General features: G+C 37.8%; 10 protein-coding genes. 1 reads left to right on the top strand and 9 read right to left on the bottom strand.

Features of this window, described 5'->3' with window-relative positions; genetic code table 11:
- Positions 1 to 22: 22 nt before the first annotated feature.
- The 8 genes from VB620_RS00540 to VB620_RS00575 form a co-directional block, all read right to left on the bottom strand.
- Positions 23 to 2,320: an EamA family transporter gene (locus tag VB620_RS00540; protein ID WP_323194170.1), complete on the bottom strand. Its 2,298-nt coding sequence runs from the start codon at positions 2,318 to 2,320 to the stop codon at positions 23 to 25.
- Positions 2,321 to 2,936: 616 nt separating this feature from the next.
- A complete protein-coding gene (locus tag VB620_RS00545) occupies positions 2,937 to 4,274 on the bottom strand; it encodes an inorganic phosphate transporter (protein WP_323194171.1) in 1,338 nt (445 codons plus the stop codon).
- A 121-nt stretch (positions 4,275 to 4,395) separates the two neighbouring features.
- Positions 4,396 to 5,442: a zinc-dependent dehydrogenase gene (locus VB620_RS00550; RefSeq protein ID WP_323194381.1), complete on the bottom strand. Its 1,047-nt coding sequence runs from the start codon at positions 5,440 to 5,442 to the stop codon at positions 4,396 to 4,398.
- 399 nt (positions 5,443 to 5,841) lie between these two features.
- Positions 5,842 to 6,828 (bottom strand): glycosyltransferase family 2 protein, encoded by a 987-nt coding sequence (locus VB620_RS00555; protein ID WP_323194172.1) that lies wholly within the window; start codon positions 6,826 to 6,828, stop codon positions 5,842 to 5,844.
- Positions 6,815 to 8,257, bottom strand: coding sequence for a glycosyltransferase (locus tag VB620_RS00560; RefSeq protein WP_323194173.1), 1,443 nt, complete (start codon positions 8,255 to 8,257; stop codon positions 6,815 to 6,817). The genes VB620_RS00555 and VB620_RS00560 overlap by 14 nt, the downstream gene beginning before the upstream one ends.
- Before the next feature lie 21 nt (positions 8,258 to 8,278).
- A complete protein-coding gene (locus tag VB620_RS00565) occupies positions 8,279 to 9,439 on the bottom strand; it encodes a glycosyltransferase (protein ID WP_323194174.1) in 1,161 nt (386 codons plus the stop codon).
- A gap of 27 nt (positions 9,440 to 9,466) precedes the next feature.
- A complete protein-coding gene (locus VB620_RS00570) occupies positions 9,467 to 10,198 on the bottom strand; it encodes an ABC transporter ATP-binding protein (protein WP_323194175.1) in 732 nt (243 codons plus the stop codon).
- 58 nt (positions 10,199 to 10,256) lie between these two features.
- Positions 10,257 to 12,338: a glycosyltransferase gene (locus VB620_RS00575; RefSeq protein ID WP_323194176.1), complete on the bottom strand. Its 2,082-nt coding sequence runs from the start codon at positions 12,336 to 12,338 to the stop codon at positions 10,257 to 10,259.
- 60 nt (positions 12,339 to 12,398) lie between these two features.
- Between VB620_RS00575 and VB620_RS00580 the strand changes: the two genes are divergently transcribed.
- Complete coding sequence (locus tag VB620_RS00580) at positions 12,399 to 13,121, top strand: class I SAM-dependent methyltransferase (RefSeq protein WP_323194177.1); 723 nt, start codon at positions 12,399 to 12,401, stop codon at positions 13,119 to 13,121.
- On the opposite strand, the gene VB620_RS00585 is transcribed toward VB620_RS00580, so the two are convergent.
- On the bottom strand, positions 13,118 to 14,626 hold the full coding sequence (locus VB620_RS00585) for an FG-GAP repeat domain-containing protein (RefSeq protein WP_323194178.1): 1,509 nt from the start codon (positions 14,624 to 14,626) through the stop codon (positions 13,118 to 13,120). The genes VB620_RS00580 and VB620_RS00585 overlap by 4 nt on opposite strands.
- Positions 14,627 to 14,730: the final 104 nt, after the last annotated feature.

Here is a 14,730-nt window from a genome sequence, read left to right on the forward strand (position 1 = left end):
AATTATTTGCGCCACTACTAATTTACTTTTGAGAACTAGAAGGTTTAGGCTGAGTGCGCTTGATCTCAAAGCTGTAAGCGGCTACCCCAAAACTGACGAATAATACTCCCATAATTTGTACTGCTGCTAAGGTTTCCTGAAGTATCAAGCCAGCAAAAACTACGGTTAAGAGGGGGACACCTGCTCCGATAATTGCTGACCGTAACGCACCTAATTTGCGAAAACCAATATTGTTGAGGACATAGCCTAGTAGTGTGAGGACACCTAGAATAAAAGCGCTCAAGATCAGTTCTAGTAAATTCGACTGTTCAACAACAATGCTCAAATTGCTGGGTAAGGGGATCATCAAACAGATAAAACTCAACACCAGCATGGTGGTGAAATGAATTAAGGTACAAGATACCGGATGTAGTTGGGTGGCTGAGAGCCGAGTTAAAATCACGTAGCAAGCAAAAGCTACACCTCCAAAGATGGCGCTGCTGCTTCCCAGGGAGAAATTAGCCATACCAATGCTTGCAGAACCGCCTAAAACCAATAATTGACCGCAGAAAATAGCTGCGATCGCCGCCGAGTGAAATCCACTAGGGCGATGACGGAAAAATAACCATGAGAGGAGACCGGTCATCATGGGGTAGATAAAGAACAATGCGATCGCCATTCCCGTTTCTATCTGACCGATGGCTAGGTAGATCAGCACTTGAGATAAAAACAAACAGCCACCACTGGCGATCGACAACTGTAAAATACTTTGTTTCTTAGCACTAGGATTGCGACTAGAATTGCCACGTAATGATGTGAAAATACTTTGTATATCTTCCCACACTTGGGAATGCATCATCGGAGCCAAAAGTAACATTAGTGGCACAACTACTATTAACCGCAGCATCAAAATTAAGAGTATATTTCCCAGTGTTGGCGAAATAATTCCCTGGATCTCTAGAACTCCAAAATTGTCATAAGCTTTAAAAAACATCCCCTTGATGGCGATGTTATACAGCGATGAAACCACCGTTGACAACACAATCAGCAAGAAACCGATTTGAACAGGTGACAACCCTTGAGAGCTAGATGATTGTGATGATGTTAGTTTGGCTTTTGGCTCAGTTGCTAGCTGAGAATTTAGGGGTTTAGTTTTGCGTTCAGATGATTCCCTACTAATGACGGAAATTGGTTCACTTTTGGGTGGTACTGGAGGAGATTTACTCTCACCGCCAGATAAATTAGTGCTAATGACGGAAATTGGTTCACTTTTGGGTGGTACTGGAGAAGATTTACTCTCATCACCGGATAAATTAGGGCTAATAAAGGAATTTTCTTCCCTAGCTTCGCGTGATTCTGGGGGAGAGTAGATCTCATCACCGGATAAATTAGGGCTAATGAAGGAATTTTGTTCACTAGCTTCGCGTGATTCTGGGGGAGAATAAATCTCATCACCGGATAAATCGTTGCTAATAAAGGAATTTTCTTCCCTAGCTTCGCGTGATTCTGGGGGAGAGTAGATCTCATCACCAGATAAATCGTTGCTAATAAAGGAATTTTGTTCAGTGGTTGGTGGCTGACTTGTTTCCGGGGCTAATGGTATTGTAGACGCGGGAGGATCGTTGCTTTCAAATAAAGTAGTTCTGGAAGTTCTCTCAATGTCACTGGTTTTAAAGACCTCTGATTGTAAATTTGTTTGAGAGGAACGAGGTGGCTGTTCTTCCGTGGGTTGTAAAACAGTAGGCGGTGATGGTTTGACTGTTGCTAGTGAAATTTCTTTTGTTGTTTTTACTAGTTCACCGCGCAGATGATTAATAAAATCCTCAACAATTGTTTCTCCCTGCTGCTGTTGGCTCTGCATCCGAGACAACTGTTGGGAAAGATTATTCTGATAATTTTTGAGTTCTTGTTGTAAAGAGTTAAAGGTAATGGTCAGGGTATCATCCAAAGTACCCAGCATTTCTTCAGCTTTCTGATTGTTATCCCCTGCTGGCTGGGAATTACTTTCTACTGATTTGCTGACTAAACTTGTCAGTGATGATTGTAGTTGGGAAGATATATGTTTGGCTAAAGCTTCTGATAACTGACGAATCAAAACTTGTTGTTCAGTGATTTGTCGTACTTGTTGTAAGTGTTCCTTTTCCTCTCGCAACTGTTGGATTTCGTCAGACAAACGATTTTTATCGGCTTGAAGCCGTTTGATTTCTTCCTGTAACGATCTGAGGACATTTTGCTGGAGACTTTCTAAATCCTCCACGACAGCCCATAAAGCTGTTTCTGCTGCTCTGGATAGGTCGCCTCTGACTCGCGGGTTGTCTGGTCGCTTCTCAAATCGCCCCATTAGCTTCTAACCTCTAACACCTTGAAGATAAAGCTGCTTTCCGTAAACTTGCTTGGCACTCATACTGATTTTCTGTATTTTCTCAGATCATCTCAAAATTTTGGCAGGATTTGCGGACATAAATGTAATTTTGTCATGCTGAGTACAAGGTTGGCAAAGTATCTCATTTATTTGCATAACAGCCCTAATATACTGTGTTATTTTCAGGATTACAGAAATGTCTTTAATTGGACTTATTTAAATTAAGGGTTCTCTAGTGAGAGTTGATGGGTAAATAAAAATCATCCTCAATATAGATACTATTTTTTCGTAGGAAGAGTATTAATCAAAATCTTATGAATAAGTGTATGGCGATAATAAAATTATCAAGGTTATGGGCTGGCTTGCCAATTTTGGCAGAATGTAGCTTTGGTGACAGCTTACATTTTTAAATAGGTATTAAGCTAGTGTTCCGCAGGATTTTAAAGTGAGACGATCCTCTATCAACTATTTTAATGAATTAACTGCTATTGTGCAGAAACAAACTTTGCTTTGAGAAAACAGAGGGGTTTATTTCAGGTCTTCGGGTGGCTTTTGAGAAAAAAGCTAGATAAATATCAATTGATTAGCATAAATTTTAGAGGAATAAAATTCTAGAAGTGCTAAAAATAGCAGCGCTGAAGATTGCACTGGCGGGAAGTGTAATTAACCAGGCTAAAGCAATACCTTGTAGGGTAGAAAATTTAATTGATTTGATGTTCTGCACGATTCCAATGCCGATAACTCCGCCAATAAGTGCATGAGAGGTGGAGACGGGTAAACTCAGGCGAGAGGCTAGGAGGATGGTGGTGGCGGTTGCGAGTTCGGCACAGAATCCACTACTGGGTTGTAAAGGGATGATGTTTTCGCCAATGGTGGTTATGACGTTTTTACCCCAGATAGCTAAACCAGTGACAATACCTACACCACCAAGGATTAAAATCCAAATGGGGATGGTGATGTCATTTATAGGTACGCTACCAGTGCGATTAATATAGATAATTGCGGCTAAAGGTGCGATCGCATTACCGACATCGTTAGAACCATGAGCAAAGGCGACGAAGCAAGCACTCAGAAGTTGAAACCGCGCGAATAGGGGTTCTACGGGACTGGGGATTGCACTTCGACTTACTTCGACTTCGCTCAATACAAGTCGCTCAGTGTACAGGGATTGGGAACACATTTCTCCCCTGCCCCCTGCCCCCTGCCCCCCTGCCTCTTCTAGCTGTCGCCAACTCGTTACTGTGAGTGCAATAGCTGCAACTGCACCTGTGAGTAGGGGAATGTCGTAATTAGGTAAATTTAAACCAATTTCCTGATTTAAGTAATTAGTTAGGGGTTGGGTTAAGGAGGGTAGGACAATGACACCAAATATTCCGAACAGAATGACACTCAACCAGGGAATCCATTGTTGTAGCTGTGCTATTTGATTTGGTTGATCTAAAATCCAGTGTTTGATTTGACTGTAAAGTAAGGCGGCGATCGCACTACTAATGATCGGTGTAACAATCCAACCAATGGTGATTAAACCGATTGATGACCAATTAATTGCATCTACTCCCACAGCTACCCAACTAAATCCCGCGATCGCACCTACCACTGCATGAGATGATGCGACAGGTAAACCTCGTGATGTGGCGATTTGCAACCATAACCCACAGGTAATTAACACTGTCACCATACCAATTACGTAAACTTTCGGTGTAGCAGCGAATAAAATAGGATTAGCGATTTTAGTGGCTAAGGTTTGGGATACTTCCTGCCCGAATAATACAGCACCGGTAAACTCTAAAATCCCCGCAATCATGATCGCCTGTGTCAGAGTGATGGCTTTGGAACCTACGGAGGTTCCCATTGAGTTGGCGACATCGTTAGCGCCGAGATTACAGGCGACGTAGAAGGCTAGAAGGGCGATGAGAATTAAGGTGATGGACATTTAGCGTGGGGGTAGATGGAAAGAAAATAGCGCTATTCTCAGATGAATCACAAGCAAGGGCTTATCGTAAAATATCGAGAAGCGCTATAAATATTTTCTACTGTTATTTTGTTTGCCCGGATTACGGATAAATTAAAATTTTATATGTGGTGGGATTTGGTGCGATCGCTTGCTCTACAGCTGCTGATAAGTTTTGTAATGGGTAGCGATCGCTAATCAAGGCTGAGACATCAATCCGGCGATTAAACACAATATCCGCCGAGAGATTTTGCAGCCGATAGGATGAACTATAACTACCCATCAAATCAATTTCCCGACGGTAAAGAATATTCGGGTTAATGGGGATTTCTACTTCATCGGGAAATTCTGCGAAAAATAAAATCTTACCACCTTTGCGGGTACATTCCAGGGCTTGAAAAAAAGCTTTGTCACTGGGAACAGCTAGCAGCGTCACATCAACACCCATCCCCCCAGTCAAGGCTTGAATTTTGGCAGATAAATCAGGATCACGGGCATCAAAAGCCGCATCTGCACCGATATCCAAGGCTTTTTCAATTCTAGAGGGTAATAAATCAGTGGCGATCGCTTTCGCCCCAAAATACTTCACCAACATCACAAACATTAACCCAATGGGTCCCGCACCAGTCACCAAAACAGTTTGACCAGGAGCAATTTGGGCTTTTTTCACAGCTTTCAGACAGCAATTAGTTGGTTCAACAAAACTCGCCTCTTCAAAGCTAATATCATCAGGAATAGGAATCAACCCGCCATTCTGGACAATATGTCCGGGAACCTTGACATACTCAGCAAAACCGCCACCACTAGCATTAAAACCGGCTGTGGTCGAGATATTTTTATAGACATCGCACATCGAGAAATTATCATTCATGCAGTAGGCGCAACGCATACAAGGAATATGGTGCATTACCGCCACCCGTTGTCCCACCTGCCAAGATTTTACTTCAGAACCTATAGCTGCGATCGTTCCCGCCGTTTCATGACCAAATATCCGTGGTGGTTCATACAGGGGATAACGAATTTTTTTAATATCCGACTGACACAAACCCACAACTCCCACTTGTACCAGCACTTCATCTGGTTCCAGCGTCGGGACTGGGATCTCTTCGTAAGACAGTTGATTAACGCCTCTAAATACCTGTGCTTTCACTTTGGTTTTTCCCCACTCGTTATTATTAGATGTAATAAACGAAATCATCATAATTTAGATAGCTGTCAATGAAGCAGGAATTGTCGAGTTTGCGATCGCTTGGTGAGGAATGCGACGAATGCAACTATAGAGCAACTTAATTAAAAGTTGATGTACGCCAGATAATTTTTGAATAATTGCTCCTGATAATGTTTTGCGGTAAAATTCCTCATAATACTCTAAATAGGGATTTTATACGGAAAAATTCTGTATAATATCCAAATTTAATATAACTCTTTTGGGTGATGGCAAAAATGCTCTTCTTTGATATGTAAATTCAAAGCGTAACAGCTGATCGTCATCGTTAAAAATGAACGTGAAAGAAACGCTTTCTTCCCTACTCCCTATATTTGTGGAAAGTCATCCCACATTGAATTTATGTAAACAAATTCCTTTAGTCCAACCCACACGAATACCGTTTATCGACTCCTGGATATATTTCCACAAAATCTTATAGGAAATATTATGAGTAAATCTTAGGCGAATAATTCTCAAAAAGCAGCGATAAATTAATAGTAGAGTCAAGCGGATAACTAACACCGGAAACGGCACTTGATTAAAAGCGTGTTTCAACGCAAAATAGGTAGTATTTTTTGCCAGAGAATACCAACAAGTGAGATGTTTTTGATCTAAGCGATTGTGACTAGGTTGAGGATAATGATCTACAACCACATCACAATGGTGAATTTCATAACCTGCTTTAATCAGCCGTAAACAAACATCAGTTTCATCTAAAAAATAATCAAAAAACTCATCATATCCATTAATTTTTTCTAATAAATCTTTGCGGTAAGATGAGTTTGTACCCATCAAACAGTTATACCAAAAACCTTGAGTTTGATTATAGTCAATCACACCAGCCAAACAAATAGGATGTGTATTACTTATCAGATTTGTGATGCCACGATGATATTGTAAAGGATAACCAGGAGATGTCATATCTCGCACAACACCACCAACCCCAGCACATTTATCACCATATAACAGGTATGTAGATAAAAGTTTTTCTATCCAGTCAGGCGGTGGAATTGCATCATCATCAATAAAAGCAATAATCTTACCTGATGCTAATTTTATCCCCACATTGCGAGAGATACTAATATTTTTTTCTGTCACAGTTGCGGATTTGATTAGTCGATTAAAACTGCTGGAGATCACAGTTAACATTTCCCTAGTTTCACTATTTGAGGAAGCATCAACCACAATGACTTCACACAATGAATAAGTCATATTATTGATGGCTAGTAGTGTCTTCTCTAAAGAAATCGGACGGTCAGCCGTACAGATAACAATAGATATTGTTTGATTGTGGTTTACTCCCGCTTCTAATAAACTACTGCAATACATTATTTTTCTTTAAAAACCCCTTTATATAAATCCTTATTGATGCAGATAAATATATTTTGTCTGCAAAGCGTTTAATAATTTTCCAAACTATTGCTAAAAATAAAGTTTTCAGTTGATAACCGGATAAAATTTTAAAGTTATGGTCATATATTTTTCCTGGTTTTAAATTAATTTCTTGGAGTCGTGTAAATAAAAAATAATTAGAATTAACTTTGGAGACTTGTGGTACTTTAATCAACTGTGTAAATATATCAACATCAAAGTCTGAAATTGGTTGTGATTTAATATCATGCAGCATTCCTGGATTTTCGATAATTTGAGTTAAAAGTGCAGTTAGTCCCTCCACAGAACCATCAAATTTATAACAATTAATTCCATGCTGAAAATGTGATTTAAATGCGGGAATATCCGGCAAAATTAGAGGTACTCCTAACCAATTAAGTTCATGGGCTGCTAAACAAAAAGTTTCCACGCGAGAGGCAAAAATTGCTAAATGTGATTCTTGAGATATTTTCAAGTATTCCTCTGCTGAATATTGCCCAGAAAAAGCAAAATGTTTCAGGAATTTTGCCGGAATAACACTTTTCACTTCATCTAGATAAGACTTATATTTTGAGTTTGTCGTAGCTAAATTATATCCTGCAAAAGTGACATGAATCTGCTCAGAAAAAGTCTGACAAATTTCTGCACAAGCACCAGCTATAATATCCGTACCTTTCAAATGTACTATTCTTCCTGGACAGAGAATTTTCAGAGGAAAGTTCGGCTGGTTAATTACACAGTGGCTATTTAGTTCTGCAAGCTGACGATAAGGTAAAGGAGAGACAAACACATGATTATGAATGCCGAAATAGCTAGTGTACCAATCTGCTACAGCCTCAGAAGGGCTTTTCCAAGCATCTGCTAATTCTAAACAAAATCTCTCTGCATAATTAGACAATATATAGTCATTACTAACATCTAAAGCTACAGGATAACGGTCTGTTAAATCCCAAATTTCTCTAGCACCATGTAAATGAACCCACATAGGTAGGTTTTGGAAGATTGAATCAGGATTAAAATGTTTATCTTGTAATGTATGAAATCCCATTCCACCATGTTCACACCATTCTACACCCACGATATTTTTATCTGTAATGATTTTTTTCAACCCCTCGGCTAATGCTAGGGAAGTTTTTTCGATATGATCAATATCTTCGGAATTTAGATGCGTTTCAGCCAATTCATTAATATGATAAATTTCACATTTGTAGCTGGATGAGTTGAAATATTCTCTAGCTTGGATAGCCTTAATTTCAGGAATACCATATAATAAAATTAAGGGTATATATTCTGAGTTTTGTAAATATTGAATAACTTGTGAAATGTACTGACCTATTCCTCCATTAACAAATGGAGCGATTTCGAGAGTGGGAAAAACTATGTACATAAATTGATATTTTTAGATACTTTAAATATTCTCATTGTGCAGATAATCCAGGTAATTATGCCAAGATGTTCTGGTTAGTCTCTCAACAACATGAGGATATTTGAGATTAATGTTATACTTATTTTCAAACTTGCGTCGATTGATTTCATTATTTCTATTACCTAACGACGGTGGATGGGGAATATGTATGATGTAAGTTTCAAAACAACTAGCAAAAAAATAACCTGCTAACCAAGCTCTGTATGTAAAATCAATATCATCAAAACCATAATTACCATCATAGATAGGATCAAAACTTCCTAAATTAATAATGGCTTGCTTAGACATTCCCATATTAGAAACTAGCACTCCTGTCCAATTAGCTATGGGTTTATCAGCAGCAGGTTGCATCATACTGACTGGTTCATGTCCCCAAAGAAAATTTACAGCACCACTACAATCTGAGTTTGCATATTCCAGTCGTGGCCCTGTGGACAGCACAGGGTGAGGATTTGACAAGTGAAGATTTACGTGTGCTTCTATATGTGTGCGTGATGGGACATGATCTGCATCTATGATGATGACTAAACCATCGAGACAAGCTGAAACGCCTTTGTTACGCAGGGTATTTAGTCGAAAGGCGTTTTTAGTTGTTGGTTCTTGAATGATTTTGTAATTGAGATTGTATATATTGCAATGTTCAATAAATACGGCTAGGGAATTATCTGTTGAACCGTCATCACACAAGATGATTAAATCTGGTTGCAGTGTATTTTTGGCGATCGCACTAATCACAAAAGGTAATTCCTGAGATTTATTATAACAGATAATCACCAGAGAAATCGGTGTATTTACTTGATATTTATGTAAAGTAATTGGCTGGGAAAATTGATATGTATGGTTTTCTGTATTTATCGCAGTTTGCTGTATTGATTTCTGGGATAGAAAGGAATTTTTGATAAACTGTAACTGCAATAAGTCTAGTAATAATCTGCCGATGGTGCGTAAACTTGCGTTTTGCTTCAATTTCGTCAGAACTAACCATGTGCGAGAGTTTTTAATATCTGCAAGTTCTGCTAACAATGAATTATGAGATTGGTTTAACTGCTCTATTTCTTTCAGGAGAGATTCACATTCCTGCTTTAGTTGGGATTTTTCTGTAATTAGGCGATCGCACTCTTGGCTACATAATTTGTTTTCCATAATTAACTCTACTCATTTTCCCTGATTTTAAATCTTTTGTAAATAACAATTAATCGCCTTTTCAGTTTCACCAATAAACATAATTTTACCTTTATCTATCCACAGCACACGCTCACAAGACTTTTGCACAAAATCTAAATCATGGGATACTACTAAAACCGTAGTTTTTTCATGCCAAAAACTTTCAATTCTTTGTTTACACTTATTTTTAAAACTTTCATCACCAACAGAAAGAATTTCATCTAATATCAATATATCTGGCTGGACATCCGTAGCAATAGCAAAACCTAACCGTGCTACCATTCCCGAAGATAAACCCTTAACAGGTACAAATTCATATTCCTGCAATTCGGCAAATTCCAAAATAGACTGCGCTCTTTTTTTAATTTCTGCCCTTGAAAAACCCAATAGCACACCATAAAGTACAATATTATCCATCACAGAAATTTCTGGATCAAAACCTGCACCTAGTTCAATCAAAGGAGCAATTTTACCCCGGACTCTAACTGTGCCACTGGTAGGTTGTAAAATACCCGAAATTGTCTTTAAAATAGTTGATTTCCCAGAACCATTTGCGCCAATAATCCCAATTTTTTCACCTTGTTCAATCACCAAATCAATGTTATCTAGGACTAATCTCTTTGCTGGCTGACGATATTTACCTTCTAATAAAGATAAAAAGGTTTTCTTCATATCATAAGAAAATTCTTCTTGTGTTCGTCGCCAGAGAAAAACTTCATTGAGGCGAATTACTTCCATATTTTTTAAATATCTTTAAATCTAGAAAGTTCAGCAACAAATGGGTTAGAATATATCCCTAATCTAGTTCTTGAGATAAACCTAATTTGTATTTAACTTTAAACCAAAGTTTTCGTAACTGCCAAAATTTAGATGATTCCATCGCCGAAATTCGCTTTTTTAATTCATAGATTTCATAACTATCATTTCCTGAAATTCCCCTCTCATTTGCTATTTCCTGATCTTTCCATAATTGCGTCAGATATAGCACCATTACATGAGAATATGAACTGACAGTTTTTTGGTGTTTACCCAACATATACTGAATTAATTTTGTCCGATAAGGCTGTGCTGTTGTCCATACCATTGAATCGTAGTGACGACGATAAAGAAATAATTCTATTGGTAAAATATCACCAGCGCAGCCATGTTCATATAAGCTAATAAAATAATCCCAATCTTCATAAGAAATTAACTCTTCGTCAAAATCTCCTACTTTTTCCATCGCTTCTCGGCGATATAAATTTGTACTATTTACCACGTTAGTATTATTAAAAAGCATCAATTCTGGAATAAAGCCTACAGGTGCTTGGGTATATTCATAAGCTTCAAAATTGCGCGTATAACAACCTACATAGCTAAGTTCTGGATTATTTATCAAAGCCATCACTGCTTTTTCCATATATTCAGGGTGAATTTTGTCATCTGAGTCTAGAAGCAGAATAAATTCACCAGAACAGACTTTTAGTCCTGCATTTCGCGCCGAACTTAAGCCACCGTTCGGTTTAAATACTTTAATTACACCGGATAAATTTTGAAATACTTCATTGGTATCAGCATCAGTAGAGCCATCATTAACAACTATAATCTCTACATTTTTATAAGTAGATACTTGAATAGAGTTAATGGCTTCTGCAATATACTTTCCTTGGTTATAAAGAGGAATAATTACGGAGATTTTAGCTGCTTGATTAACTAGCCATTGTTTAGGTAAATTATCAATTTTATAAGTTTCTTCCACTTTTTGAGAAGCTAAGTCAGGATCACACCATTTCTTAATACTGGATTGAGCATTTTTAGAAATCTCCTCTAAATAAGCAATATTTCTATAATTATCTAAGATGATATGGGCAATTTCTTCAGGATGGGAGGGATTAATTAAAAAGCCGGATTTTTCGTGTTCAATCATTTCTGACATCCCACCTTCTCGACTACCAATCACCACACACCCCAAAGACATAGCTTCTAAACAAACATTAGCCCAGTTTTCCCACCGTGAGGGAAATACACAAAAACAAGTGTTTAATAAAATTTCTGGAATTTCTGCATAGGGTGCGGCTCCTTTAAAGACTATTTTATCTTTTAAATCATAGGGAATACGTTTTTTGAGATATTCTGTATAAGAACGTTGAAAGGGTGCAGAATAGGTATCTCTGCCATAAATTTCAAAGACAAAATTAGGCTCCTTAGCCAGAATCATTTTAGCCGCTTCAATGAATGTATCTACGCCTTTTCTAACTTGAATACTGCCAAGAAATGTAATTTTTTGAATTTCTGATTTAATAAATTTGCGTTCAGGATTAATATGAGATAATAATAATGGATAAGGACTTCTGACAATAGAATTTAAATTCAGTCTTTGGCTAAAATATTCAGCTAGGGAGGCGGAAGGTGAGGTAACAATATCGGCGTTTTTAACACAGTAATCTTCTAAATATATATCGATGGGGGTTTGAGTATTTGTATGCTTTTCTTCATCTATTTTGACTAACAGAGAGCGGGGTGTATGTAATTTAACGACTAGTTGAGTATTGGCAAATTCATTTAACAGTTTTTTGGCTCTAATGGTGGTGAAGCCTTCGGCATTATATTCAGGAAATTCAATAATATCAAAAGGACTGAGTAACTTGAGAGTTTGATATACTCTATCTGAATAGTTTTGATTGTAGGTAAAAAAATGGCGATCGCTTATTGCTGGCTCAGTCCTAATTAGTGTGACATTTGGAGGTAAATAATGTAAATTAGACTCAGAAAAGCAATCAGTGATTAAATAAACATCATGGCCTCTTTTTGCCATATATTTAGTAATATTAGCAATATAAGTCCCAATTCCTCCTCCGGTAATGGGGCCAAACTCACGAGAAATATAAGCTATTTTCATTAGTCAAGTTATTTGGATTGTTTCATAATCTTAGTGATATAAAGGATACAATAAACTCCTGTGAATGAGCAACCATATACACAAAACTTTTACCAATCTCAGCGCGCAGGTTCACGACTTTCTGCGGAAGTAGTTATTCCCTTAGTTATGGAACTAACCCAACCCAAAAGTTTAGTAGATATTGGTTGTGGTGTAGGAACTTGGCTGGCTGTATTTAAGGATTTTGGGATAGAGGACTATTTGGGAATAGATGGAGATTATGTAGATGTGAATATGCTGGAAATTGCACCCAGTAAATTTATCTGCTTTGATTTAAAGCAACCTCTAGAAATTGAGAGAAAGTTTGATTTAGTTGTCTCTTTAGAAGTTGCGGAACATCTTCCCGAACAGTGTGCAGAAATATTTATTCATTCATTAACCAATCTGGGGAATGTCGTGCTGTTTTCCGCAGCAATTCCCCATCAAGGTGGTCTGAATCATCTGAATGAACAATGGCCAGAATATTGGGGTGAGATTTTCACTAAGTATGGTTATGTCGCCATTGATTGCTTACGCCGAAAAATCTGGAGTAATGAAAAAGTTGAAGCTTGGTATGCTCAAAATCTCTTAATTTTTGTTAAGGAAAGTTGCCTAGATAAATATCCCTTATTAGCCAGAGAATTTGATCAAGGTGAGCATAATTTAGCAATGGTGCATCCTAAAACATACCTGAGTGCGATCGCCGCCGTCAAATGGCAAATGCATCTAGAGTTAGAGAAATTAAAATCTCAGCTAGAACCTTAAGCCATACCAGCAATTTCCCAACCAGCCGGGGTATTAGGCAAACTAGCAAAACCTGTATAATTAGTCCCATCCATCAACCAAATTGAATTCCAGCCTTCACTGATATTATTCATAATAATGTCAGGTTTACCATCGGCATTAAAATCTCCGGTTCCTAAAGATTGCCAACCCAGTGAATCGGGTAAATTCGCATAGCCAGTGTAGTTTGTACCATCTAAAAGCCAGACTGTATTCCATCCTTCAGTGGGATTATTCAAGAGAATATCCGCGTTACCATCGCCATTAAAATCTCCAACACCAGTAATATTCCAACCATCAGCCACAGGTAAGTTGCCATAACCTGTGTAAGTAGAACCATCCTCACCACCTAAAAACCAAACTGTATTCCAATTATTAGCAGTATTATTCAGCAGAATATCAACATTACCATCACCGTTGAAATCTGCGGCTCCTTTAATCTCCCAACCTGTTGCTGTGGGTAAACCAACACCGCCAAGATAATTCATCCCATCGAGAAACCAAACTAAGTTCCATCCATTGCTGGGATTATTCACCAATAAATCTGCATTACCATCTTTGTTGAAATCAGCCGTAGCCATTGGTCGATAACCAGCTAAACCAGGAAGATTCATTTCTCCCACATAGTTAGTCCCATCCATTAACCATGCTTTATTTAATCCTTCATTGGGTTTAGTTAAAAGGATATCTGTTTGATTATCTTGATTGAAGTCTTTTGGTGCGTTGGGGCTTGGAATTGTGAAGTTGGATAAACTTAAAGAATAATTAGTATTGATATTAGCGCGATCGCCTTGAATTTCGATAAAGTAATTACCAGCACCCAAGGTAGCATTAATCCTACCATTGCTATTTACCTCAGCAGTATCACTATAAAGTCTTTCTCCGCTATCAATTAAGCCATTATTATTTTGGTCAGAAATAATACTAGTTATCAGACCACTCTCAGTTATTCCACTTAATTCCAGATTAATTTGACGGGTATCTGCAAGGGAAAATTTATAGTAATCGACGGGATCTACAACACCCACAAATTCTTGGTAACTCCTATTACCAGTCAGATTGCCTATATTATAGCCGGTATTGAGAGTATTACCAGGATTGGAAGCAATGGAACCCGGAGAAGGTGTAATTCTTAGCTCTAAAGAAAAGTTATAACCGATATTACTATTCAGACTGTAGGGTTTCACTTCAACTAAGTAATTACCAGCACCCAAGGTAGTATTAATCGTGCCATTGCTATTTAAGTCAGCAATTTGACTATAAACTGTTTCTCCGCTATCTAGTAATCTGTTATTATTTCTGTCGTAAATAATACTGCCTACAATAGCTCTTTCAGTAAATCCATTTAATAGCAAACTAATTGCACTGGTTTCTAAAAGCGAAAATCCATAGTAATCAACTGGTTCTACACCAGCGACTTGATTAAAATCGTTAGCATCCGTTAGATTTCCGACATTGTAGGCTGTATTTGGTGTATTATCTGACATATTTTTTAGTTGTTAATTTGATACAGTTCTGGCTAAATGCTATAGAAACATTTAGTTAGATCATACCAATAATTATTATAAACAGGTGATTTTAACTACGCTGC

Source organism: Nodularia harveyana UHCC-0300 (assembly GCF_034931085.1).
Taxonomy (GTDB): Bacteria; Cyanobacteriota; Cyanobacteriia; order Cyanobacteriales; family Nostocaceae; genus Nodularia; species Nodularia harveyana.

Excerpts from the sequence above, each read along its gene's own strand:
- VB620_RS00540 (WP_323194170.1), bottom strand. The coding sequence starts at position 2,320 with ATGGGGCGATTTGAGAAGCGACCAGACAACCCGCGAGTCAGAGGCGAC.
- VB620_RS00545 (WP_323194171.1), bottom strand. The coding sequence starts at position 4,274 with ATGTCCATCACCTTAATTCTCATCGCCCTTCTAGCCTTCTACGTCGCC.
- VB620_RS00555 (WP_323194172.1), bottom strand. The coding sequence starts at position 6,828 with ATGTATTGCAGTAGTTTATTAGAAGCGGGAGTAAACCACAATCAAACA.
- VB620_RS00560 (WP_323194173.1), bottom strand. The coding sequence starts at position 8,257 with ATGTACATAGTTTTTCCCACTCTCGAAATCGCTCCATTTGTTAATGGA.
- VB620_RS00565 (WP_323194174.1), bottom strand. The coding sequence starts at position 9,439 with ATGGAAAACAAATTATGTAGCCAAGAGTGCGATCGCCTAATTACAGAA.
- VB620_RS00570 (WP_323194175.1), bottom strand. The coding sequence starts at position 10,198 with ATGGAAGTAATTCGCCTCAATGAAGTTTTTCTCTGGCGACGAACACAA.
- VB620_RS00575 (WP_323194176.1), bottom strand. The coding sequence starts at position 12,338 with ATGAAAATAGCTTATATTTCTCGTGAGTTTGGCCCCATTACCGGAGGA.
- VB620_RS00585 (WP_323194178.1), bottom strand. The coding sequence starts at position 14,626 with ATGTCAGATAATACACCAAATACAGCCTACAATGTCGGAAATCTAACG.